Source organism: Streptomyces hoynatensis, from assembly GCF_003626535.1.
In the GTDB taxonomy this organism is placed as follows: Bacteria; Actinomycetota; Actinomycetes; order Streptomycetales; family Streptomycetaceae; genus Streptomyces; species Streptomyces hoynatensis.
The window spans coordinates 227,820-251,422 of the sequence record NZ_RBAL01000010.1; the positions used below are offsets into that span (position 1 = coordinate 227,820).

16 protein-coding genes and 2 pseudogenes are annotated in these 23,603 nt (G+C 72.8%); 6 read left to right on the forward strand and 12 right to left on the reverse strand.

The window, feature by feature from the left end; genetic code table 11:
• Positions 1–272: 272 nt before the first annotated feature.
• Positions 273–1,064, forward strand: a complete 792-nt coding sequence (locus D7294_RS18840; protein WP_241562464.1) for an intradiol ring-cleavage dioxygenase — start codon at positions 273–275, stop codon at positions 1,062–1,064.
• A 69-nt stretch (positions 1,065–1,133) separates the two neighbouring features.
• Here D7294_RS18840 and D7294_RS18845 read toward each other — a convergent pair whose 3' ends face one another.
• The 8 genes from D7294_RS18845 to D7294_RS18880 all read right to left on the reverse strand — a co-directional run bounded on the left by D7294_RS18845 (position 1,134) and on the right by D7294_RS18880 (position 9,124).
• Positions 1,134–1,781: an NADPH-dependent FMN reductase gene (locus D7294_RS18845; protein ID WP_120681340.1), complete on the reverse strand. Its 648-nt coding sequence runs from the start codon at positions 1,779–1,781 to the stop codon at positions 1,134–1,136.
• Positions 1,782–1,930: 149 nt separating this feature from the next.
• Positions 1,931–2,665 (reverse strand): D-Ala-D-Ala carboxypeptidase family metallohydrolase, encoded by a 735-nt coding sequence (locus D7294_RS18850; RefSeq protein WP_120681239.1) that lies wholly within the window; start codon positions 2,663–2,665, stop codon positions 1,931–1,933.
• A 242-nt stretch (positions 2,666–2,907) separates the two neighbouring features.
• A complete protein-coding gene (gene def, locus D7294_RS18855) occupies positions 2,908–3,537 on the reverse strand; it encodes a peptide deformylase (RefSeq protein WP_120681241.1) in 630 nt (209 codons plus the stop codon).
• A 119-nt stretch (positions 3,538–3,656) separates the two neighbouring features.
• Entirely contained in the window at positions 3,657–4,652 is a 996-nt protein-coding gene (locus D7294_RS18860; protein ID WP_120681243.1) for a tetratricopeptide repeat protein, read from the reverse strand.
• A gap of 288 nt (positions 4,653–4,940) precedes the next feature.
• On the reverse strand, positions 4,941–5,276 hold the full coding sequence (gene rsrA / locus D7294_RS18865) for a mycothiol system anti-sigma-R factor (RefSeq protein ID WP_120681342.1): 336 nt from the start codon (positions 5,274–5,276) through the stop codon (positions 4,941–4,943).
• On the reverse strand, positions 5,270–5,908 hold the full coding sequence (locus D7294_RS18870) for a sigma-70 family RNA polymerase sigma factor (protein WP_174248389.1): 639 nt from the start codon (positions 5,906–5,908) through the stop codon (positions 5,270–5,272). Before D7294_RS18870 ends, rsrA begins: the two co-directional genes overlap by 7 nt.
• A 408-nt stretch (positions 5,909–6,316) precedes the next feature.
• Positions 6,317–7,129 carry an SOS response-associated peptidase gene (locus D7294_RS18875; protein ID WP_120681247.1) on the reverse strand — a complete coding sequence of 271 codons (813 nt, stop codon included), beginning with the start codon at positions 7,127–7,129 and terminating at the stop codon, positions 6,317–6,319.
• A gap of 237 nt (positions 7,130–7,366) precedes the next feature.
• Positions 7,367–9,124 (reverse strand): glycoside hydrolase family 6 protein, encoded by a 1,758-nt coding sequence (locus tag D7294_RS18880; protein ID WP_120681249.1) that lies wholly within the window; start codon positions 9,122–9,124, stop codon positions 7,367–7,369.
• Positions 9,125–9,560: 436 nt separating this feature from the next.
• On the opposite strand from D7294_RS18880, the gene D7294_RS18885 reads away from it, so the two are divergent.
• Entirely contained in the window at positions 9,561–12,155 is a 2,595-nt protein-coding gene (locus tag D7294_RS18885; RefSeq protein ID WP_241562467.1) for a glycoside hydrolase family 48 protein, read from the forward strand.
• 189 nt (positions 12,156–12,344) lie between these two features.
• Positions 12,345–13,265, forward strand: a complete 921-nt coding sequence (locus tag D7294_RS18890) for an SCO2400 family protein (RefSeq protein WP_147450863.1) — start codon at positions 12,345–12,347, stop codon at positions 13,263–13,265.
• Positions 13,266–13,575: 310 nt separating this feature from the next.
• Here the strand turns inward: D7294_RS18890 and D7294_RS18895 are convergent, their stop codons facing one another.
• Positions 13,576–14,958: a glycoside hydrolase family 6 protein gene (locus D7294_RS18895; RefSeq protein WP_120681255.1), complete on the reverse strand. Its 1,383-nt coding sequence runs from the start codon at positions 14,956–14,958 to the stop codon at positions 13,576–13,578.
• Positions 14,959–15,840: 882 nt separating this feature from the next.
• On the opposite strand from D7294_RS18895, the pseudogene D7294_RS18900 reads away from it, so the two are divergent.
• Positions 15,841–17,718: pseudogene (locus D7294_RS18900) on the forward strand (glycoside hydrolase family 48 protein); the annotation flags it as partial.
• 147 nt (positions 17,719–17,865) lie between these two features.
• Here D7294_RS18900 and D7294_RS18905 read toward each other — a convergent pair.
• Both D7294_RS18905 and D7294_RS18910 read right to left on the reverse strand, forming a co-directional pair.
• Positions 17,866–19,041: pseudogene (locus tag D7294_RS18905) on the reverse strand (PP2C family protein-serine/threonine phosphatase); the annotation flags it as partial.
• 258 nt (positions 19,042–19,299) lie between these two features.
• The gene (locus D7294_RS18910) at positions 19,300–19,902 is read right to left on the reverse strand and encodes a CGNR zinc finger domain-containing protein (RefSeq protein WP_120681258.1); all 603 of its coding nucleotides are present in this window, start codon (positions 19,900–19,902) and stop codon (positions 19,300–19,302) included.
• Between the two features lie 181 nt (positions 19,903–20,083).
• On the opposite strand from D7294_RS18910, the gene D7294_RS18915 reads away from it, so the two are divergent.
• Both D7294_RS18915 and D7294_RS18920 read left to right on the forward strand, forming a co-directional pair.
• Positions 20,084–21,352, forward strand: coding sequence for an MFS transporter (locus tag D7294_RS18915; protein WP_241562468.1), 1,269 nt, complete (start codon positions 20,084–20,086; stop codon positions 21,350–21,352).
• Between the two features lie 34 nt (positions 21,353–21,386).
• Positions 21,387–21,803: a PPOX class F420-dependent oxidoreductase gene (locus tag D7294_RS18920; RefSeq protein WP_120681260.1), complete on the forward strand. Its 417-nt coding sequence runs from the start codon at positions 21,387–21,389 to the stop codon at positions 21,801–21,803.
• 691 nt (positions 21,804–22,494) lie between these two features.
• Here the strand turns inward: D7294_RS18920 and D7294_RS18925 are convergent.
• A complete protein-coding gene (locus tag D7294_RS18925) occupies positions 22,495–23,532 on the reverse strand; it encodes a LacI family DNA-binding transcriptional regulator (protein ID WP_120681262.1) in 1,038 nt (345 codons plus the stop codon).
• Between the last annotated feature and the right edge of the window lie 71 nt (positions 23,533–23,603).

Here is a 23,603-nt window from a genome sequence, read left to right on the forward strand (position 1 = left end):
CGCACGCCGCCCCCATGAATTCCCTGTCGAACGGCCACTTCCCCCGCCCTTCCCCCGGCGATTCCTGTCATCTCACCGCCGGGCGGCACGCTATTTCGGGGTTTTGGGGAAATTACCCGGGCGGCGGGACATGTGGCGAAGAAAGCCGAATCCGGAACGGCGGGGAAGGGCGCCGCCCCGGAGAATTGAAACAATAATTACTCGTTTCTCAGGAAGGACTCACAGACGTTCCCTGTGATGGGGCCACTGCCCGATACCACAGGAGGTCTCAGGTGCACGACCACACAGAAGAGCACGACAGGGGACTCGGTTACGACCTGCCGACGCTCGCCCGCCGCAAGATGATCACCCTGCTCGCCGGCGGCAGCGTGCTTCCGCTGGTCGCCTCCGTGAACCAGGCCCAGGGCGCCACGCCGGCCGAGGCCGCGGCGGCCGCCTGCGCCGAGGTGCCGAGCGAGACCGAGGGCCCCTATCCGGCCGACGGCTCGAACGGGCCCAACGTCCTGACGCAGAGCGGCATCGTGCGCCAGGACATCCGCCCCAGCTTCGGCACCGCGAGCGGCGTGGCGGACGGCGTGCCGCTGACGATCGAGCTCACGGTCGTCGAGGCGGCGGACGACTGCGGCACCCCGCTGTCCGGCGCCGCGGTCTACGTCTGGCACTGCGACCGGCTCGGAAACTACTCGCTGTATTCGCCGGGGGCGGCGAACGAAAACTATCTGCGCGGCGTCCAGGAGACCGACGAGAACGGCACGGTCTCCTTCACGAGCATTTTCCCGGCCTGTTATGCGGGCCGCTGGCCGCACGTCCATTTCGAGATCTACCCGAGCCTTCAGGAGGCCACCTCGGCGGGGAGCATCCTGAAGACCTCGCAGCTGGCCCTGCCCGAGGACGTGTGCGACACGGTCTACGACTCCGCGGGCTACGACGGGAGCATCGCCAACTTCTCCCGGGTGTCCCTGAGCACCGACATGGTCTTCAGGGACGGGGTCTCGCTCCAGCTGGCCACCGTCACCGGAAGCCTCCCGTCCGGCTACACGGCCGCCCTCCGGGTCGCCGTCTGACCGCCCGCCCGGGCCGCGCGGATGCGCGCGGCCCGGGCACTCGCGCGGCCCGGCGCACCCGGGCCGGCCTCAGGAGCCGTAGGGGGTGGTGGCCCGGGCCTGGCGCAGGGCCCTCGACCACCAGGCGAGCCGGTCGAGGAGGGTCGTGGCCGCGGCCGTGGCCGCCTCGGGCGAGGCCAGGCGGCCCGCGGCGTCGAACTGCTCCCAGACGTTGTGGAAGCTGACCGTCTCGCGGATCGTGGTGGCGTGCAACTCGGCGAAGACCACCCGCAGTTGCTCCACCGCCCGCAGGCCGCCCGCGAGGCCGCCGTAGGAGACGAAGGCCACCGGCTTGGCCTGCCACTCCGTGCGGTACCAGTCGATGGCGTTCTTCAGCCCGGCCGGGAAGCTGTGGTTGTACTCGGGCGTGACGACGACGAAGCCGTCGGCGGCGGCCAGCCTCTCGCCGAGGGCCGCGTGGGCCCACGCCGGGTCGGGCAGCAACGCGCCGCCGGGGCCCGGCATGCTGAGCGGCAGCGGGTGTTCGGCGAGGTCGACCAGGTCGACCTCGAGGTCCCCGCGTTCCGCGGCCCGCTCCGCCGTCCAGGCGGCGACGGTCGGGCAGAAGCGGCCCTCCCGCACGCTGGAGGTGATCACGGCGATCCTGAGCCGCTCCGCGGCGTCCACCGCGGCGCCGGGCGCCGCGGTGGTCGTGGCGGTGGACACGGAAGCGGGCATGGAAGCGGACGCGGAAGCGGGCGTGGCTGCGGACATGGGCGTTCCCTGTTCCTTCTCGTGGTGGCCGCCGTGGCGGCCCGCGCGGTGGGTACGGGGAACACTCTGAAGGTTCAAGTTATGTTGAAGTCAAGCGGCGCCCGGGGCCGCCCTCAGATGCCGCAGTTGGGCGCCGACCAGTACCGCGAGGATCGGTTGGCCACGTGCGTGTGGTCGTTGTGGTCCGGGTAGCCGGGGCCGAGGATCTCGCGGAAGCCGTGGTTGCGGGCCTCCTTGGCCAGGGTGCAGAAGGAGAGCGAGCCCGTCAGGTCGACGGCGTCCCCGTACAGGTGCCGGCTGGTCGAGGAGCCGCCGGCCGCGCTGTTGCAGGAGTAGGAGCGGAAGCCGCTGCTCGTGGTGATCGGCCGGTCGCCGAGCGCGTGCCGCAGCGCCTCCAGCTTCCACATGTTCACCAGCGCGTTGGCCCTGGCGGTCGCCGCGCTGACGGCCCCGCCCGTCCAGGTGGAGTTGCAGCGGTTCATCTCCGCGTAGGTGAAGTGGATCGGCGTGCAGTCGTTGTCCTGGAGGGCGTAGATCTTGTTGAAGGTCTGGGACCCCGCGATGCCGTCGGCGGTGAGCCCGTAGGCCTGCTGGAAGCGCCGGACGGCCGCGGCGGTGGCGGGGCCGTACTCGCCGTCGAGCGCGAGCACCGCGCCGGTGCCCGGGTAGCCGGAGACGCGGATCTGGAGCTGGCGCACGTCCGCGCCGCTCGACCCCTGGCGGAGGGTGCGGCTCCAGGTGTAGCAGCCGTCCGCCTGCGCGGTGCCGGCGAGCACGACGTCACCGGCCAGGGCTACTGACGCGAGCATGACAATCGAGAGCAGAAAGCGAACCGTTCGTCTGAACATGCTGCCTCCGTGGCATGAGCGACTGAGGAACCTGTGCCCGATCGGGGCGATCGCATCGAGCGTGACGCATCGGTCAACGCGCGTCAACCCACCCCGCGACCCAGGTGCGGGCGGGCGGCCGGGAGTTGAGGCCACCGCCCGCCGGCCGGCCACCTGCGGGCCGGCCGGCGTACGGCCCCCGCGCCGGGCGACCGCGGGACGGGCAACCGCCGCGCGGGGCGGGCCGGCGCGACGCGCCCGGCTCAGTCGTTCGGCAGGGTCTCGTAGCGCGGCGTGCCCTCGGCCATCATCTTCAGCGCGGCCTTGCGGTCCCGCTTGGACAGCCTGTCGATGTACAGGCGCCCGTACAGGTGGTCGGTCTCGTGCTGCAGGCAGCGGGCGAAGTAGCCGGTGCCGCGCACCCGGATCGGACGGCCCGAGGCGTCCTGCCCGCGCACCACGGCGGTGTCCGGGCGGGCCAGCTCCGCGTACGCGGTCGGCACCGACAGGCAGCCCTCGTTGTTGTCGTCCAGCACCCGGGCCTCGGCGGGCAGTTCCTCCAGCACCGGGTTGCACACCACGCCCACGTGCCGGACGCCGTCGTCGTCCATGCAGTCGTAGACGAACACCTTCAGGTCCACGCCGATCTGGTTGGCCGCGAGCCCCACGCCCTCGGCCGCCCGCTGGCTGGCGAACATGTCGTCCACCAGCGAGGCAAGTGACTCGTCGAACTCCGTGACGTCCCGGCACTCCCTGTGCAGCAGCGGGTGGCCGACGACGGTGATGGGCCGGACCGTGCCCCGCTCGCGGTGGGCCTGCTCCCGCTCCGCACAGTCCTGGGTGTCGTCGATGAACTCGTCGCCGAGCCGTTCATCGGTTTCTTGCCGCGCCATAGTCCGCCGTACGCCTTTCGGTAATGCTCCGCGGTGAACCCGTACAGCTTAAGGCGCCGGACGCAGCCCGGCGGCGGCCCGGTGGGCGGCGCCCGGACACGGGCCCGGGCGGCACCGGCTCAGCAGACCTCCTCCAGGTCCCGCCAGTCCCTGCTGTCCGGGTTGTCGGCCACCCAGCCGTCGAGCAGCCCGCGCACCAGCGCGGCCGGGGCGGCCAGCCCGCACTCGCGCTCGGGCGACCACAGGGCGCCCACGCCCGTGTGCCCCAGGGGCCCGGGACGGCCCGGCATGCTGTGGTCGTGCGGGTCGTGCTGCGGCTCGTCCTCCCCCTGGCCGCTCGGCATCCGGCTCTCCGAGCAGGAGCGGCACAGCAGCCGCACCGAGGAGGACCAGTCCTCCGCCGCGTACCCGGCGTCCGCCGCGAGTCGCTCCAGCGCGTCCCGGTCCGCCTCGGTCGCGGCCTCGATCAGCACCACCCAGGTGGGCACCGCGGAGGGCGCCCACAGCTCGATCTCGTCGAAGACCGGATAGACCGCGGCATCGCCGCCCTCCGAGGCCAGCGAGCGCTCCCCCCGCGGGACCCCGTCGTGCAGCACGACCTCGCCCCAGCGGCGGCCCGAGGAGGGCAGCGGAATGTTCTGCACCTCGATCCTGGCCGGGTCGAGGCGGCGGCCCCAGACCACCTCGGCCTCCCCCTCGGGGGAGAGCCGCACCGCGGCGCCGCCGAGCTCCATGCCGAGCGGCTCCTGTGCGCCGGAGGCGGCGCCGGGCACCGGCAGCCCGTACGCCTGCCAGGCGCGCCTGGCCAGCGACCAGTCCTGGAGGGCGGTGGCCGCGATGCCGACGTTCCACCAGTCCGGGGCCTCGGCGTCCCGCTCCAGCAGGGCCACCGCGCGCAGCCCCGCCGTACGGGCCTGCTCCCAGTCGTGGCGGAACTTGTGCAGCAGGGCCAGGTTGAACCAGGACTCGGAAAGCCAGGGCTCCAGGTCGGCGGCGCGCGTCAGCAGCGCGTCCGCGTCCTCGTAGCGGCCGTCGTCGATGAGGGTGAAGGCACGGCTGGTCGCCAGCCGCCAGTCCGTGGACGGGCGCTGCCTCACCCTGCCGAAGAACCTCACGATGTCCTGCCCGATTCCCGCCTCGTCGCCTGTACTTCACCGTTCTGATGTCCGCCCCGCACGGCATCCAACCATGGGCGGAGCGGCGCCTGCTCACAGCATGGGTCAGCGGGCCGCCGCGCGCGAGACGGCGGGGCGGCCGGGGCGGGGGGCGGCAGGGGGCCGCGCCGCGGGCACCGGGCGTGCGGCCCCGAAACGCGCGCCCGGCGCGCAGGCAGGCGCGCCGGGCGTGACGGGCTCATCCGGGAAGCGTGGTCCACCCATCCGGGTGAACCGCGTGGCGGGGATCTAGTCGGCGGCGGGCTCGATCGGGCTCTGCCCCGCCGCCGGGGTCTGCCCCGCCGCCGGGATCTGCTCCGCGGCGGGGGCGCCGCCCCGGATCAGGTCGATGCGGCCGAGCACCTTGGCCCGCAGGTCGGCCGGCACGTCGTCGTGGCCGCAGCAGCGCTTGACCAGCTTCTTGACCGACTGCTCCAGGCCGTACTTCTCCAGACACGGAGAGCACTCGTCGATGTGCTCCTGTATCTTCGCGCAGTCGCCGTCCGGCATCTCGCGGTCCAGATACTCGTACAGGCGGTCCAGGACCTCGGAGCAGTCCGTGGGGTGCGACTCGCCACTCATGATCCTGTGCCTTTCTGAGCCCCGGCGGGGACCAGGCCGCGCTCGCGCGCGTAGTCCTCCAGCATGTCGCGAAGCTGACGACGGCCGCGGTGCAGCCGGGACATCACCGTGCCGATGGGTGTCCCCATGATGTCCGCGATCTCCTTGTAGGCAAACCCCTCGACGTCCGCCAGATACACCGCTATCCGGAACTCCTCCGGGATCGCCTGGAGCGCCTGCTTCACGTCCGAGTCCGGCAGGTGGTCGAGCGCCTGGGCCTCGGCGGACCGCAGCCCGGTCGACATGTGCGACTCGGCGCGCGCCAGCTGCCAGTCCTCGATGTCCTCGGCGGCGCTGCGCTGCGGCTCCCGCTGCTTCTTGCGGTAGGAGTTGATGAACGTGTTGGTGAGGATGCGGTACATCCACGCCTTGAGGTTGGTGCCCTGGCGGAACTGGTGGAACGAGCCGTAGGCCTTCGCGTACGTCTCCTGCACCAGGTCCTCGGCATCCGCCGGGTTGCGCGTCATGCGCAGCGCGGCGGAGTACATCTGATCGAGGTAGCCCAGTGCGTCGCGCTCGAACCTGGCGTTGCGCTCAGCCTCGGTCTCCGTCTCGTCCTGCGTGCTGACGTCGTCGGTCCCGGTGACCGGACCCACCTCCTCCGGAAGCGTCATGAGCCCGCGCACGGGCTCGCCCGCTTCGGAGGATAGACGACGACCGCCCTGGTCCGCCGGTCGGGAGGACCGCGACGACCGCTCCGCGGCCAGCCGCAGCGTCGCCCAGTCCACCTCGGCGGCCCGGCGCGGGGCGGGGGTCAGCCGAGTTCGTGGCGGGCAGGCGATGGAAGGCATGGTGGGCGCTCTCCCTTACTCGTTGCATACTCGCCTCGCACAACGGTGCGGGAGGGCCACGCATTCCCGGAACGCGCGCCGCGCCTCCGCCGACATCCGGCGTGCCCGGCTGCCGGCCCGGATCCGGGCCCCGGAGGGGAGCGGAGGACCACGCGGCGCCTGCGGCCGGACACGGAGCGTGGCGGCGGGGCGGGAGAAGGGCCAGGACGGCGCTCAGAAGAGGGTGGGCTCGGCGGGGGCGGCCAGCTCCCTGGTGAGCTCGGGGCCGTTGTTGCGCACGTTGCTCACCTCGGCCGCGACCGGGTAGGCGCGCAGCCGGCCCTCGGGCAGCCCGGACAGCAGGGGCAGTATCGCCTCCGGCTCCTTGCGCGCCGGGTCCAGCCAGGCGTCCCAGCGCTCCGGCGGCAGGAAGACCGGCATCCTCGGGTGGATGTCCGCCAGGGAACGCGGCCCCTCGGCGGCGGCCCCGGGCAGCGGGCCGGTCTCGGCCTGGGTGGTCAGCACGGTGCACGTCGCCCACCAGGCGAGGGGGTGGTCCTCGGGCCGCGACGGGTCGCGCCAGAACTCGTACAGGCCCGCGAGCGCCATCACCGAGCCGTCGGCCGGGGTCACGAAGTAGGGCTGCTTGCGCGGCCGCTTCCGCTTGCCCTTCTCCTCCTCCCGGCGCTCCTCGCTGCCGGTCATCCACTCGTAGTACCCGTCGGCCGGGAGCAGGCAGCGACGGGCGGCGAAGGCCCGCCGGTAGGAGGGCTTCTCGTGCACCGTCTCGGACCTGGCGTTGATCATCTTCGCCGCCGCGTCGGGGGACTTCGCCCAGGACGGCACCAGGCCCCAGCGCAGCACCCGCAGCTGCCTGACCGGCGCCGGGCCCTCCTCCCGCACCGGCCGGTCGAGGACCGCGTAGACCTCCTTGGTCGGCGCGACGTTCCAGTCCTGCTCCAGGGAGCCGGCCGCGTCCCAGCGCGCCACGTCGAACAGCCCGGCCAGGTCCTCGGGCCGCCGGCTCGCCGCATACCGTCCACACATGCGGCCCAGCGTAGAACCCCCGGGCAAGCGCGCGGGACCGGCCCCGCCCCCGCGCGGGCCCGGCAAGGCGCCGCGAAAGCACCGCGGAGCCACCGCGCAGGCTCCCCGTGCAGACACCGCGCAGTCACCGCGAAGGCACCGTGCGGGTCCTGCGGAGAGGACGTGCGAACGCGGGGAAGGGCGCCGGGGTCCCGTGGGAACCCCGGCGCCCTCAACTCAGCGCCGTGTCACCTGCGGTCAGTCGACCGGCGGGTAGGCGTTGGCCAGCAGCTCCTGGAACTGAGCCGAGAACCAGTGGCCGGACAGCGGGGCGTTGGGCAGCGCCCCGGACATGTTGTAGTTGTTGCGCGCGTTGCCCTCGTACGTCGGGTCGCACATCCCGTCGAAGCCCTTGCCCTCGTCGTTCGGGATCTCCTCGCTCGCGCCGTCCGACTCCCCCGGAGGCTTGATCCACGCGTAGGCGTCGATCCCGGCCGCGGGCGCCGCGGTCGGCCGCTCACCGAGGCCCGCGCCGGACTGGTTGCACCAGTTGCCGGTCTGGTAACGGCGGTCGATCCGGCTGCCCTCGACGTAGGAGTTGAGGTCCGTCATCGCCGCCGGGCCCGTGGGACGGTCGGGGCCGCCCCAGCCGTTGCGGGAGGTGTCGATCAGCATGCCGATCTCGGAGTTGAAGCCCTGGCTGACCAGCTCGTCGCGGAACGCGAGCGCGAAGGACTGGTTGTCGATGTAGTTGTTCCAGTCGACCCAGTCGGACTGCCGCACCGAGGTGCCGTTCACCGAGTCGGTGACGGCGTAGTAGGGCTCGGTGTTGGGGCCGTAGTTGGCCGTGTTGACGATGAAGCCCGCCACGTCGTCCACCGAGGCGCCGTTCATCGTCGCGGTCTCGTGGAACAGCTCCGCCGCAGGGCCGAAGTTGCTGTCCCAGCCGAGCCAGCCGTAGTGGCCGGCGTCGATGTAGTTGTAGACGTTCGGGATGTCACCCAGCTTGGAGAGGGCGTAGGAGATGCCCTCCTGGTAGTTCCCGTTCTGTGCCATCGTCTGGCAGTTCGCGGTGCCGGTGTCGCCCGAGACGTTGGTGATGAGGTTGGGCAGCGAGTCGATCTCGACGACCGTGGCCACGCGCAGGTTGTCGTACTGCGCGTAGTCGCTGAGGATGTCCGCGATCGGGTCGATGAACTCCGACTTGTAGCGGTCGATCTCGTCCGGGCCCAGCTCGCCGTTGGAGGCCAGCGCCGCGCAGTCGCGGCCGGGCAGGTCGTAGATCACGGTCTGGAAGACGATCGGGTCGCCGTTCGCCTGCTCCAGGGCCGCGTCGAGGTGGTCCCTGAGGCTCATCCCGCCGTTGACGCCCTCGATCGCCGCGATCCGGTCCAGCCACACGGCGGTCGGCTCGTTGGCGATCGCGTCGCCGCCCGGCTCGGCCGCGGCCAGCGCGGACCACTCCGGGTTGACGTAGACGTCGGCGCCCTCGTACGGGTTGTCCACGCGGTCGCCGGGCGGGTCGCCGGGGTCGCCCGGGTCCCCGGGGTCACCCGGGTCGCCCGGGTCGCCGGGGTCGCTCCCGCCGTTGCAGGCCACGCCGTTGACGGAGAACGAGGTCGGGGCCGCGTTGGACCCCGAGTAGGAGAAGTTGCCGCCCATGCTGACCGAGCCCCCGGCGGCGATGGCGCCGTTGTAGGACTCGTTGGTGACGGTGATGTTCTTGCCGGACTGCGACCACCGGCCGCTCCAGCCCTGCTGGAGCTGCTGGTTGCCACTGTAGGCGTAGGTCAGCGTCCAGTTGCTGGTCGGCGACGTGCCCGTGTTGTGAATGGTGATGTTGGCCGTGAAGCCTGAGCCCCAGTCATTGGCGCTGTAGTCCACGTCGCACCCGAAGGCGGCGGCCGACGCGGTGCCCTGCATCAGGCCCCCGGTGCCGATCGCGGTGGCGACCAGGACACCCGCCGTCAGCAGCGCGGAACGCCTGCGTTTGGGTGGGGGGTTGGTGCGGCTCATGAGAGTCCTTTCGGTGGTTGCCGAGTCCGATGCCCGACGCCCGTCCGCTGATGCGACCGGTCAGCGGCCGTGCCGGCGTCAAGCTTGGAAGCGCTCCCACTGGTTGAAGGGAAGGTAGCGCCAACGCCCCGCCTCCGCCAGGGTTCTGTTCAAGAAATGTGTCGGTGACATGACCAGGAACCCCAGTTGGGGCACGCAAGTCACGCGTTCACCACCGCCGATCGTCCAAGGTCTTGACGCGTACGCGTCTTGGCCACATCCTTGGGAGCGCTCCCACTGGTTCTTCACTCGCGACCACTGCACGTGCGCAGTCATGTATTCCGAGCCGCAAGGAGGAACCCCTGTCATGCGGGTTCTCAGACGAGCTCCGGCAGGAGCGCCACCCCCATCGGAGGCGCGGCGCAGACGCCGCGCCCGCAGGGGCCGGATCGCCGCAATGGTCGCGCTGGCCCTCCCCCTCACCCTGACTGCCGGCCTGAGCCAGAGTTCCACGGCCCAGGCCGCCGCCTTTGCCTGTGACGTGGACTACAGCGCGAACGACTGGGGCTCAGGCTTCACCGCCAACCTCACGATCCACAACACGGGCACCTCGCCGACCAGCAACTGGACGCTGACCTACGCCTACAGTGGCAACCAGCAGCTCCAGCAGGGCTGGAGCGGCCGGTGGTCGCAGTCCGGCAAGAACATCACCGTCACCAACGAGTCCTACAACGGCACCATCGCCGCCGGGGGCTCGGTCAGCATGGGTGCCAACTTCTCCTACTCGGGCTCCAACACCGCGCCCACCTCCTTCTCCGTGAACGGGGTGACCTGCGGTGAGGACGAGCCGCCCACGGAGGAGGCCGCCGTCGTGGCCTCGCCCTCCTCGCTGGCCGTCCGGCAGGGGGAGACCGGCACCTTCGGCATCAGGCTGAACACCCAGCCCACCTCGAACGTGACCGTCAGCGTGGCCCGCACCAGCGGGAACACCGGCCTGTCGATCAGCGGCCCGGCGACGCGCACCTTCACGCCGTCGAACTGGAACATCACCCAGTCGATCACCATCGCCGCCGATGCCTCGGGCAGCGGGTCCGCGACGTTCACCGCGTCCGCGCCCGGCCACACCGCCGCCACCATCACCGTCACCGAACTCGGCGGCGGCACCGGGGACGGCGAGTACGAGCAGCGGTTCCTCGACCTCTACAACGAGATCAAGGACCCGGCCAACGGGTACTTCTCCCCCGAGGGCATCCCCTACCACTCGGTGGAGACGCTGATCGTCGAGGCCCCCGACCAGGGACACGAGACGACCTCCGAGGCGTACTCGTACCTCATCTGGCTGGAGGCCGAGTACGGCCGGATCACCGAGGACTGGGGGCCGTTCAACGACGCCTGGGAGCTCATGGAGCAGTACATGATCCCCGAGGCGGACGAGCAGCCCACCAACAGCTTCTACGACCCGTCCTCGCCCGCCACCTACGCGCCGGAGTCCGACGACCCCTCGGACTACCCGGCCGAGCTGGACGGGAACGTGCCGGTGGGGCAGGACCCGCTGGCCAACGAGCTGTCCTCGACGTACGGCACCGACGACATCTACGGCATGCACTGGATCCAGGACGTGGACGACGTCTACGGCTACGGTGACGTGTGCGGTGGGACGAGCGGCGAGCCGACGTTCATCAACACCTTCCAGCGCGGCGCGGGCGAGTCGACGTGGGAGACGGTCACGCAGCCCTCCTGCGAGGACTTCACCTACGGCGGCGAGAACGGGTACCTCGACCTGTTCACCGGCGACGCCTCGTACGCCAAGCAGTGGCGCTACACGGATGCGCCCGACGCGGACGCCCGGGCGATCCAGGCGGCGTACTGGGCCGGGCAGTGGGCGAGCGAGCAGGGCAACGGCTCGCAGGTCGCGGGCGTCGTGGAGAAGGCGTCCGAGATGGGCGACTACCTGCGCTACGCGATGTACGACAAGTACTTCAAGCGCGTGGGCAACTGCGTGGGCGAGACGGCCTGCCCGGCCGGCAGCGGCAAGAACAGCGCCCACTACCTGCTGTCCTGGTACTACGCCTGGGGCGGCGCGCTGGACACGAGCGCGGGCTGGGCCTGGCGCATCGGCTCCAGCACGGCGCACTTCGGCTACCAGAACCCGATGGCCGCCTGGGCCCTGTCCAACGCGGGCAACATGACGCCCGACTCGCCCACCGCGGGTGACGACTGGGACCAGAGCCTGGACCGGCAGATCGAGTTCTACCAGTGGCTGCAGTCCTCCGAGGGCGGCATCGCCGGTGGCGCGACCAATAGCTGGGAGGGCCACTACGGTCAGCCGCCGTCCGGCACCTCGACGTTCTACGGCATGTACTACGACTGGCAGCCCGTCTACCACGACCCGCCGTCGAACCGCTGGTTCGGCATGCAGACGTGGTCGATGCAGCGGCTGGCCGAGTACTACTACACGACCGGGGACGAGCGTGCGGGCGCGGTGCTCGACAAGTGGGTCGACTGGGTCCTGGACGAGATCACCATCGGCGAGGGCGGGGACTACGCGATCCCGTCCGAGCTGTCCTGGTCCGGTCAGCCCGACACCTGGACCGGCACCCCGACCGGCAACAGCGGTCTGCACGTCACCGTCACCTCCTACACCCAGGACGTGGGCGTGACGGGCTCGCTGGCCAACACCCTCTCCTACTACGCCGCCGCCAGCGGCGACACCGCGGCGCAGGAGACGGCGGCCGGCCTGCTGGACGCGCTGTGGGAGCACTCCGACGGCATGGGCATCTCGGTGCCCGAGGAGCGCGCCGACTACAGCCGCTTCGAGGACGAGGTCTACATCCCGTCCGGCTGGAGCGGCACCATGCCCAACGGCGACACCATCGAGCCTGGCTCCACCTTCGAGTCGATCCGCACCTGGTACGAGGACGACCCGAACTGGCCCCAGGTCGAGGACTACCTCAACGGCGGCGACGTGCCCACCTTCACGTACCACCGCTTCTGGGCGCAGTCCGACATCGCCATCGCCCTGGCCACCTACGCCAACCTCTTCGGGGGCTGACGCGGCGCGGGCGTTCGCGGGAAAGGGTGGGTGACCTTCGCGCCACCCACCCGACCCGCACCGCATGCACACGGGACACACACACCGGAGCCCCGGGGCACACACGCCCCGGGGCTCCGGCCGCGTCGAATACACCTTCGACGCTATGGTGTTCGCCACCCCACCGGTCCATCGCAGAAACGGGGAGCCATGGACTACTGCACGACCTGCCGCCGGCATCTGAACGGCGCGTTGATCTGCCCTGGTTGTGGGGAGCTGACGCCCGGATACCTGGCCGGGGACATGCGCCGGCGCCTGCCCGAGCGCGACGCGGCTCCCTCCTCGGACCCCACGGACGCCGGCGAGGCGGCAGGCGGGGAGCCGCCGCGCGAGGAGCGGGGACCCGCCCGCGGGCGGGTCGCCCCGCCGGCGGGCGAGGCCGGTCCCGAGGCCGCCCGCCCCGGTGAACGGGCGGGAACGCGGCCGCTGCCCGTCGCCGCCCGCGCGGCGGCGCCCGGGCCAGGCCCCGGCGGCGAGGAGGAGGCGGGCGACGGGCCGGGGGCGGGCGCGGTGGCCGCGACGCGCGAGGGCCGCGGCCGCCCGGGCAAGCGGCACGCCGCCTCCAAGCACCTGCCGCGCAGGTACGTCCTGGCCACGGTGCTCGGCATCGTCGTGCTCGGCGCCGCCGTCGCGCAGGTGGGCGAGATGGTCATGCCGGCCGCCGAACCCACCCACGCGGAGCGCGACACGCAGGCCGCCGACCACTCGGAGGAGACCGAGCAGGCCGGCGACGAGGAGAGCGCGAACGAGCAGGCCGGGAACGCGGAGCGCACGCAGCCCGCGGCCACCGCGACCGAGAGCGCGAGCGCCGAGGAGACCGCGACGGAAGAGGAGGAGGCGCCCGAGTCGCCGGCCGGGGAGAGCCCGCCCCCGGTGCGGGAGGACGGCAGCGTCCGGACGAGCGACGGGCCCACCGACCCCGAGTCGCCCTCGGACGGCGACTCGTCCAGCCCCGCGGAACCCGACCCCTCGGAGACGGACGGCACGCCGGGCGGCTCGGACGGCGGGGACGAGGGGGACGAAGGAGACGGCGACGAGGACGACGGCTGCTGGTTCCTCTGGTGCCCGTGACGCCCCGGGCGCGCCACGGCATCCGCCCCCCGGCACCTGGCGGGTGCCGGGGGGCGGCGCGTGGGGGGTCGCATGGTGCCCGCGTGGGGCGATCGGGCGGCGCGCCCGTGTGCACGCCCCGCGTGGGGGACCGCGGAAGGGCGCGCGCCCGACCGGTCGCCCGGCGGCTCCCGGCCCCGCGCGCCGGGTGGCGGGCGGGAACCGGGAGCCGTCGTGGAACCTGCGGACTTCGGCATTCACCCGTGGCCGTGCGGGGTGCGGCCCGCCACGGGCGGGACGGGCCGCACCTGACCCTCGGCGGAGGGCCGGTTTACAACGGCGGGTAGGCGTTGGCGAGCAGCTCCTGGAACTGGGCGGAGAACCAGTGACCTGAGAGCGGAGCGTCACCCAGCGCGCCAGAGGGGTGGTTCTGGTTGCGCGGGTTGCCGCCGTAGCTCGGGTCGCACATCTGGTCGAAGCCCTTGCCCTCGTCGTTCGGGATCTCCTCGCTCGCGCCGTCCGACTCCCCCGGAGGCTTGATCCACGCGTAGGCGTCGATCCCGGCCGCGGGCGCCGCGGTCGGCCGCTCACCGAGGCCGGCACCGGCCTGGTTGCACCAGTTGCCGGGGTGCAGGCGGCGGTCGGTACGGCTCTCGTCGACGTAGGTGTTCACGTCCGTCGCCGAGGAGGTCCCGGTGGGACGGTCGGAGCCGCCCCAGCCGTTGCGGGAGGTGTCGATCAGCATGCCGATGTCGCTGTTGAAGCCGTCCGAGACCAGCTCGTCCCGGAAGGCCAGCGCAAACGACTGGTTGTCGACGTAGTAGTTCCAGTCCACCCAGTCGGACTGACGCACCGAGGTGCCGTTCACCGAGTCGGTGACGGCGTAGTAGGGCTCGGTGTTCACGCCGTAGTTGGCGGTGTTCACGATGAACCCGGTGACGTCGTCCACGGTGGCGCCGTTCATCGTCGCCGTCTCGTAGAACAGCTGCGCGGACGGGGCGAAGTTGCTGTCCCAGCCCAGCCAGCCGTAGTGACCGGCGTCGATGTAGTTGTAGACGTTCGGGATGTCACCCAGCTTGTCCAGCGCGTAGGAGACGCCGGTCTGGTAGTTCCCGTTCTGCGCCATCGTCTGGCAGTTGGCGGTGGCGGTCTCGCCCGAGACGTTGGTGACCAGGTTGGGCAGCGAGTCGATCTCGACGACCGTGGCCACCCGCAGGTTCTCGTTCGAGGAGTAGTCGCTGAGGATGTCCACGATCGGGTCGATGAACTCCGACTCGTAGCGGTCGATCTCGTCGGGGCCCAGCTCGCCGTTGGAGGCCAGCGCCGCGCAGTCGCGGCCGGGCAGGTCGTAGATCACGACCTGGAAGACGATCGGCTGGCCACCGGCCTGCTCCAGGGCGGCGTCGAGGTGGTCCGCGAGGCCCATCCCGCCGTTGACGCCCTCGATCGCCGCGATCCGGTCCAGCCATACGGCGGTCGGCTCGTCGGCGACCGCGCTGCCACCCGGCTCGGCCGCGGCCAGCGCGGACCACTCCGGGTTGACGTAGACCTGGGCGCCCTCATAGGGGTTGTCGACTCGGGCCAGGGTGTGCGGGGCCTCGTCGGCCGACGCGAAGTTCATCGTCCCCAGCGTGAGGGCCATGGCGCCGGCCAGGGCGCCCATGACGAGCGTCCGCTGCGTGCGGCGCCGGGGTGGGGGGTTGGTGCGGCTCATTGCTGTGGTTCCTCCAGACTTGCGCCGGCGCCGGACCCGCCGAGGGGCCGGTGTGCCGTCGTCGTGATCGGGAATGAACGGAAATCTCCGGCAGGTTCACCGGGGTCCGGCAGCCGTGCGGAGGCGGGCGGCGTCTGTCGCCCGGGGGCCGTCTGCGGTGCCTCACCGGCATCGCCCACGGGCACGTCGCACACCCACGCATGCCGCCGGGCCCCACCGTGGGCAGCACGGGGCCGCCCGCGGCGTGGCACCGCCCGGGAAGGGAAACGGACCTGCGGGTACTCGTTCTCGCTCGCCGAACACGAGCCGGTGGCAGCCGGCGAAAACGCCGGCGGGAAGACCGGCAGGACGCCCGGCGAAGAGGGTGGGGGTGGATGTGGGGGGTGTGGGGGATGTGGGGGTGCATGCGGAGCGACTCCAGGTCGTCAGGCACGCCGTCCGAGGCGTCCGACAGCTTGGGACCGCTCCCACTGGTTGAAGGGACGGTAGGCCACAAGCCCCCTCCGCGCCAAGGGGTCGTTCGAGAAATTACCGCTGACCTGCCCCGCAACCGCGGGATTTCGCAAGGGTCTTGACGCCTGGAATCCATTGCTCAAAGCTTGGGAGCGCTCCCACTGGTTTCCGTGTGCACGCCACTGCGGGCGTGTGCAGCTCCTCATCCCCCACGAATCGCGAGGAGGCACCATGCGGGTCCACCTGCGGGTCCCCACTCGGGGCCTGCGACATTCCCCCACCACCCCGAGATCCCGGAAGGCACAGTCGCGAAGGAACAGGCGGCTGTGGACGATCGGCGCCCTCGCCCTGGCCCTCCCGCTGGGCCTGACCGGCGCCGCCCAGGGCAGCTCGGCCTCGCCCTTCGGCGAGGACCCCCACCTGACGGCCTACGAGGAAGACTTCCTCAACCTGTACAACGAGATCAAGGACCCGGCCAACGGGTACTTCTCCCCCGAGGGCATCCCCTACCACTCGGTGGAGACGCTGATCGTCGAGGCCCCCGACCAGGGACACGAGACGACCTCCGAGGCGTACTCGTACCTCATCTGGCTGGAGGCCGAGTACGGGCAGGTCACCGGGGACTGGGGGCCGTTCAACGACGCTTGGGCGCTCATGGAGCAGTACATGATCCCCGAGCACGACGAGCAGCCCACCAACAGCTTCTACAACCCGTCCTCGCCCGCCACCTACGCGCCCGAGTCCGACGACCCCTCGGACTACCCGGCGCAGCTGGACGGCAACGTGCCCGTCGGCCAGGACCCCCTCGCGGACGAGCTGTCCTCGACCTACGGCACCGACGACATCTACGGCATGCACTGGCTGCAGGACGTGGACGACGTCTACGGCTACGGCGACGTGTGCGGTGGGACGAGCGGCGAGCCGACGTTCATCAACACCTTCCAGCGCGGCCCGGGCGAGTCCACCTGGGAGACCGTCACCCAGCCCTCCTGCGAGGACTTCACCTACGGCGGGCAGAACGGGTACCTCGACCTGTTCACCGGCGACGCCTCGTACGCCAAGCAGTGGCGCTACACCAACGCGCCCGACGCGGACGCGCGGGCCATCCAGGCGGCGTACTGGGCCGGGCAGTGGGCGAGCGAGCAGGGCAACGCCGCCCAGGTCGCGGACGTCGTCGCCAAGGCGTCCGAGATGGGCGACTACCTGCGCTACGCGATGTACGACAAGTACTTCAAGGAGGTCGGGGACTGCGTCGGCGAGTCGGCCTGCCCGGCCGGCAGCGGCAAGAACAGCAGCCACCAGCTGCTCTCCTGGTACTACGCCTGGGGCGGCGCCCTGGACACGAACGCCGGCTGGGCCTGGCGCATCGGCTCCAGCTACGCCCACTTCGGCTACCAGAACCCGATGGCCGCCTACGCGCTGAGCGAGGGCGGCATGACCCCCGAGTCGCCCACCGCGGGCGACGACTGGGCCGGGAGCCTGGATCGGCAGCTGGAGTTCTACCAGTGGCTGCAGTCCTCCGAGGGCGCCATCGCCGGCGGTGCCACCAACAGCTGGCAGGGCCACTACGCCCAGCCCCCGTCCGGCACCTCGACGTTCTACGGCATGTACTACGACGAGCAGCCCGTCTACCACGACCCGCCGTCGAACCGCTGGTTCGGCATGCAGGCCTGGTCGATGCAGCGGCTGGCCGAGTACTACTACGCGACGAACGACGAGCGGGCCGGGGCGATCCTCGACAAGTGGGTCGACTGGGTGCTCGGCGAGGTGACCATCGGGGAGGGCGGCGACTTCCAGATCCCGTCGAACCTCTCCTGGGACGGCCAGCCCGACACCTGGGACCCGGACAACCCGGGTGACAACGCGGGCCTGCACGTGAGCGTCGACAGCTACTCGCAGGACGTGGGCGTGACCGGCTCGCTGGCCAACGCCCTCTCCTACTACGCCGCCGCCAGCGGGGACACCGCGGCCCAGGAGACCGCCTCCGGCCTGCTGGACGCGCTGCTCGCGCACGACGACGGCGTCGGCATCTCGGTCGAGGAGCCCCGCGAGGACTACAGCCGCTTCGAGGACGAGATCTACATCCCGTCCGGCTGGAGCGGCACCATGCCCAACGGCGACACCATCGAGCCTGGCTCCACCTTCGAGTCGATCCGCACCTGGTACGAGGACGACCCGAACTGGCCCCAGGTCGAGGACTACCTCAACGGCGGCGACGTGCCCACCTTCACGTACCACCGCTTCTGGGCGCAGTCCGACATCGCCATCGCCCTGGCCACCTACAACCGTCTCTTCCCCGACGCGTAGGAACCCCGGGACGAGCGGCGTTCGCCGCCCGACACACCCGAGGGCCCCGGACACTCCCGCCGGGGCCCTCGGCCTTTGCGCCGGGCGGCGGCCGCTCAGCCCCCGGGTCCCGGCCCGGGCGCCCCGGCCCGGGCGCCCCGGCCCGGGCGCCCCGGCCCGGGCGCGGCGGCCGCCGGTGCCTGGGCCGTGCCAGTCCAGGCACAGGACGGTGGCGTCGTCCCTGGGGTGGCCGCCGGTGGCCTCGCTCACCTCGGCGGTGAGCGCGCGGACCACCTCGCGTGGGTGCAGGGCGGCGGTCTCCCGCAGGCGCGCGGGCAGGTCGACGGCCGCCGCCTCCCGGTCCTGCAGGCCGTCGGTGTAGAAGAGCAGCCGGTCGCCGGGGCACACGGGCAGTTCCTGTACCTCGTAGACGCCGTCGGGTTGCAGGCCGAAGGGCAGGTCGACGCGGGGGGTGAGCTCCTCGACCAGGCCGTCGCGCAGCCGCAGCGGCCAGGGGTGGCCGGCGTTGACCAGCCAGGCGCGGCCGGTGTCCAGCGAGAAGCGCAGCAGCTGGCCGGTGGCCGTCGCCTCCCCTCCGCCGTGGTTCCGGAGCGCCTCGTGCACGCGGCGGGCCTGGCCGGCCAGGTCGAGCCGGGCGCGGCGGGCGCCGCGTGAGGCGTTGACCAGCAGGGTGGCGAGCAGCGCGGCGCGGACGTCGTGGCCCATGGCGTCGGTCACGGACAGGTGCAGGGTGTCCCGGTCGAGGGTGTAGTCGTAGGTGTCGCCGCTGATGTCGTCGGCGGGGACGACGGCCCCGGCGAGCACGAACTGGTCCGCCTCGCAGCAGGAGGCCGAAGGCAGCAGTTCCCGCTGGATCTCGCCGGCCAGGCTCACCGGGGTGGTGCGCTGCCCCCAGTCGTAGAGGTCGGTGAAGCGGCGGTCGGTGACGAGGAGGTACGCCAGCGCGTGCGCGCCCTGGCCGATCTGTTCGAGCACCTCGCCGTCGGCCTCGGGCAGGGTCAGTTCGAGCACGCCGATGGCGTCGCCGCGGTTGGTGACGCGCGCCAGCACCCGCCGCTCCCGGTCCCCCGTGTCCGCGGTGACCACCCGCTGGGTGCGCAGCACCTGCTCGTACAGGCTTCCGGCCAGCGGGATGCGCTCCGCCTCCTGCTCCTCCGGGGCGTCGGCCTCGGCGCCCACCCGCACCACCTGACGGCCGACGACGTCGAGGAACCTGAAGGAGACGGAGCGCGCGCCGAAGCGGTCCCGCAGGTTCCGCGCCACCACGTCGATGGATCGCGAGGGGGCGGCGTTCTCGGCCGCCGCGAGCACCTCGCCCAGCATCAGCGGCTCCTTCGCCACCGCACCCTCCGTCCTCCGGCGGTCCACCCGGCGCTCCCGGCGCCCCCGCCCCCGGCTCCGGGCCCGTTGCGTTCCCCCCAGGATCACGGCCCGCGGCGCGCCCCTCCGGCCGACACACCCTGGCTCCCGGGGCCGTCCGCCGTTCGCGGCCCTCCCCGCGGGGCCCCGGCGCCCGCCTCCCGCGGGGGCCGCCCCTCCCGGGCCCGCGCCCGCCACCGGGGCGAGGGGCGGGCCCACCGGTCAGGGGGCCGGGGTGCCCCGAGCGGCCCGCTCGCGGAAGCTCGTCTTCTTCGCCCGGTTGCCGCAGCTGCTCATGGAGCACCAACGCCGCCTGCCGGGGCGGGAGTTGTCCAGGAAGAGGGCGCGGCAGTCGGGGGCGGCGCACTCGTGCAGGCGGGCGGCCGTCTCGGGCGTGGCGACCAGGTCGAGGGCGTCGCGGGCGATCAGGGCCAGCGTCGCCTGGACCGGGTCGTCCGCGCGGTGGCGCAGCTCACCGGCCGCCGTCAGCTCCGGGGCCGGCACCGGGAGGGCGGCGAACCGGTTGACCAGGCGCCGGGCGGCGGCGGGGCAGGCGGCGACTCCGCCCGGGCCGCGGAAGGCGTGGATCAGTGCGTGCACCGCCTCCCGCAGCCGCCGCGCCCCGGCCGCGTCCGCCGGCCCCGCGCCGGCCGGACAGGGGCCGAACTGGTCGACCCACGCGCGGAGTTCGGCCTCGCCCTGCAGTTCCTCCGCCTCCCGGGCCGCGCCCCGGTGCCGCAGCGTTCTGATGAAGTCCAGGCACAGGCGGCCCGCCCCCTGCCGGAAGGCGGGCGCCTCGGCCTGCCGTGCCTCGCGCGCGTTCACCCGGCCGATCCTATCCCCCGGGAACCGGTTCAACTGGTACGCTGCGGAACCGGTAATACCGGTTCCCGGGTTGCCTCTTCCCGTACCGCGCCCCTCGCCGTGCGCCCGGCGGTGCCGGCCGGCGCCCCGGCGAACCGATTCCGCCGCCGCCCGCCGCCCGTCACCGGAAAGGCCTTATCCCTTGCGCGACCACCACGCACCCCGGGGCACCGGCCTCAGGCCCGGCCTCCTCCCGCTCCTCGCGGCCACCTGCGGCATCGCGGTGGCCAACATCTACTTCCCCCAGGCCATCAGCCCACTGGCCGCCGACGGGCTCGGCGTCTCCCCGGGCGCCGCGGCCGCCGCGGTCATCGCCACCCAGTTCGGCTACGCCCTCGGCCTCTTCCTCCTCGTCCCGCTCGGCGACCGGGTGCCGCACCGCCGGCTGATCCCCCTGCTGCTCGCGGTCACCGGGATCGGCCTGCTCGCCGCGGGCAGCGCCCCCGGCCTGCCGGCGCTCGTGGCGGCCGGCGCCCTGACCGGGGCCGCCACCGTCGTCCCGCAGATCGTCATCCCGATGGCCGCCGGTCTGGTCCCGGACGACCGCCGCGGGGCCGTCACCGGCACGCTGCTCAGCGGCCTGGTCGCCGGCATACTCCTGGCCCGCACCTTCGGCGGCTCCCTCGGCCAGTGGCTCGGCTGGCGCGCGCCGTACTACGCCGCCGCCCTGCTCGCGGCCCTCCTCGCCGCGGTGCTGCGCCGCGCCCTCCCGGACACCGCGCCCGCCTCGCGCGAGCGGTATGCCTCCCTGGTGGCCGCCGCCCCGCGGCTGCTGCGCGAGGAGCCGGAACTGCGGCGCTCCTGCTGGTACCAGGCCGCGGTCTTCGGCGGGTTCAGCGCTGCCTGGACGAGCATCGCCCTGTACCTGACGGGCCCGGCGTACGGCCTCGGCTCGCAGGCGGTGGGCCTGGTCGCTCTGGCCGGCGCCGGGAGCGTCCTCTGCACGCCGCTCGCCGGCCGCCGCGTGGACCGCCACGGCCCCGACCCGGTGAGCGCGGTCTGCCTGCTGGGCACCCTGGCCGCCACCGGCGTCCTCTCCCTGGGCGCCCTGCGCGGCGCCCCCGGCCTGGTGGCGCTGACCCTGGGCGCCCTGCTTCTCGACGCGGCCATGCAAAGCGGCCAGGTCGCCCACCAGGCACGGGTGTTCAGCCTCCGGCCCGAGGCCCGCGGCCGGCTGAACACCGCCTACATGACCTGCGCCTTCCTCGGCGGCGGCCTCGGCTCCTGGCTCGGCGTGCGCGCCTTCGCCCTGCTCGGCTGGCCGGGCGTCACCGGGCTCGCCGCGCTGCTCGCCGCGCTTCCCCTCGCCCACCTCGCCCACCTCGCCCGCCGGGCACGCCGCGCCCGCCGCGCGTCGCCCGGCCACCGGGCGGCCCGGGCCCCGGAACGCGCCGGGGCCCGGGAAGGTTGACCTCAACCCCGCTTGAACTTCTAGGCTCGGCGGCATGGTATTCACCGAGAAGGAACGCGCCTATCTGGCGTCGCAGCGCCTGGCCAGGCTGGCGACCACCGACCGCGAGGGCCGCCCCCAGGTCCGGCCCGTGGGCTTCCGGCTCAACGAGGACGGCACCATCGACATCGGCGGCCCCGACATGGCGAAGAGCCAGAAGTACCGCAACGCCGTCGCCCGGCCCGAGGTCTCGGTGCTCGTGGACGACATGGCGCCGGCCGACGACCCGGTCGCGCCCGGCTGGGGCCGCGGCGTGGAGATCCGCGGCCGCGCCGAGGCCCTGGTCCTGGAGGTCCCGCCGGTGGCGCCCGACGTGTTCAGCAAGGACGTCATCCGCGTCCACCCCCGGCGGATCGTCACCTGGAACCTCGAACCGGGCAACGGCCGTTCCCGGTCCCGCGACGTCGCCTGACCGCGGACGCCGGCCGCACGAGGCCGCAGGAAGGCCACACAAGAGATACAAGAGATGAATGGAAAGGGCACCTGTTCCCGCGCCTGGCGCCCTTTTCCGCGCTCCGCGCGGCCCGCCGGAAAGGGCCCGCTTCCCGCGGCGTTCGGCCGGGACATGTCCCGTTTCCCGGCAGCGGGGAGCGCGGCGGCGGCCCTCCCCCGGGGGTTTCCCGGCGTTTTCCCGGCGTTTTCCCGGCATTGTCCCGGCATTGCCCCGGCGCTTTCCCGCCGTTTTCCCACCCCCGCACGCGGCCGTTCCCCGGCGGCCGAAATCGGGCGCCCCCAGCGGGCGTGCCGCGTCCCTCGGGGCGCGCGCCCGCGCGCCCTCCACCCCGGCGATACGCGCACAACCGGCCACACGCCCCCGGGCCTTGCGCCTCCCGTCCGGCCCGCCGCCGGCGCGGCCTCCCCGGGGCCTCGCCCCGGCCGCACCCGCCCCCGGCGGGCGGCCGGCATTGCAGAGGTGCTCCGTCAGCCTCCCCCGGCCCCCGTGTCTCCACCAGGCGAAGCCGGCGCCCCCACCACCGGTTCGCCACGTCCCTGCCCCGCGGGGCGGAATCGGGCACGGTCCCCGCGCGCGGAACGGGAGCTGAGTGCCCCGGAGCCGCGGCGTCCGGGACCTCGGGGAAGCGCCCCCGGGCCTCCCGCGCGGCTCAGGAGGAGGCCCGCCGCACCAGCTCGGTGGGCAGCACCAGGCCCGGGTGGTCGGGGCCCTCGTTGCCGATCTCCGCGAGTAGAGTCCGCGTCATGGCCCGCCCCATGCCCTCCATGGGCTGCCGGACGCTGGTGAGCGAGGGGTCCATGTGCTGGGCCAGCGAGGAGTCGTCGAAGCCGACCAGCGCCACGTCGCCCGGGATGGTCCGCCCGAGTTCGCGCAGCGCCCGCCTGGCGCCGATGGCCATGAGGTCCGAGGCGCAGAACACCGCGTCCAGCGAGGGCCGCCGCGTCAGGAGCTGCCGCATCGCCGCGTGGCCGCCCTCCTCGCTGAAGTCGCCGCTCGCGATCAGCTCCTCGTCCGGCTCGTGCCCGGCCGCCCTGATCGCCTCCTGGTAGCCCTCGAGACGGCAGCGGGCCGCGTACATGTCCAGCGAGCCGGTGATCGTCGCGACGGTCCTGCGCCCGCGCCCGATGAGGTGCTCCACGGCCAGCTGTGCGCCCCCGACGTTGTCGCAGTCCACGTGCGGGACCATCTCCTCGGCGGACCTGCGGCCGTTCATCACCACGGGAATGCCCAGCTCGGAGAGCTGGTCGGGCAGCGGGTCGTCCTTGTGCACCGAGACCAGCAGCACGCCGTCCACGCGGTTCCCCGAGGCGTACTGCGCGAACCTGGCCCGTTCCTTCGGGGTCCTGATCAGCGTCAGCAGCAGCTGGATGTCGGTGTCGGCGAGCTCCAGGCTGACCCCGCGGATGATGCCCGAGAAGTACGGCTCGGCGAAGAGCCTGGACTCCACCTCGGGCACCACGAGGGCGATGGCGTCCGAGCGGTTGGCCGCGAGCGCCCGCGCGGCCCGGTGCGGGACGTAGCCCAGGTCGGCGATCGCCTGCTGGACGACCGCGCGGGTGCGGTCACTCACCCGCGGCGAGCCGTTGATGACCCGGGACACCGTCCCGCGGCCGACACCGGCGCGGGCCGCGACCTGTTCAAGGGTCGGCCTCCCGTCGCGGCCAGTACCGCGCCTTGACACTGCCATCTGTTCCTCCCGTTTGTGCCCCAGACTCCAACTACATCACGGAATCCGAGACGGACCGTCTGTGGCCTTGA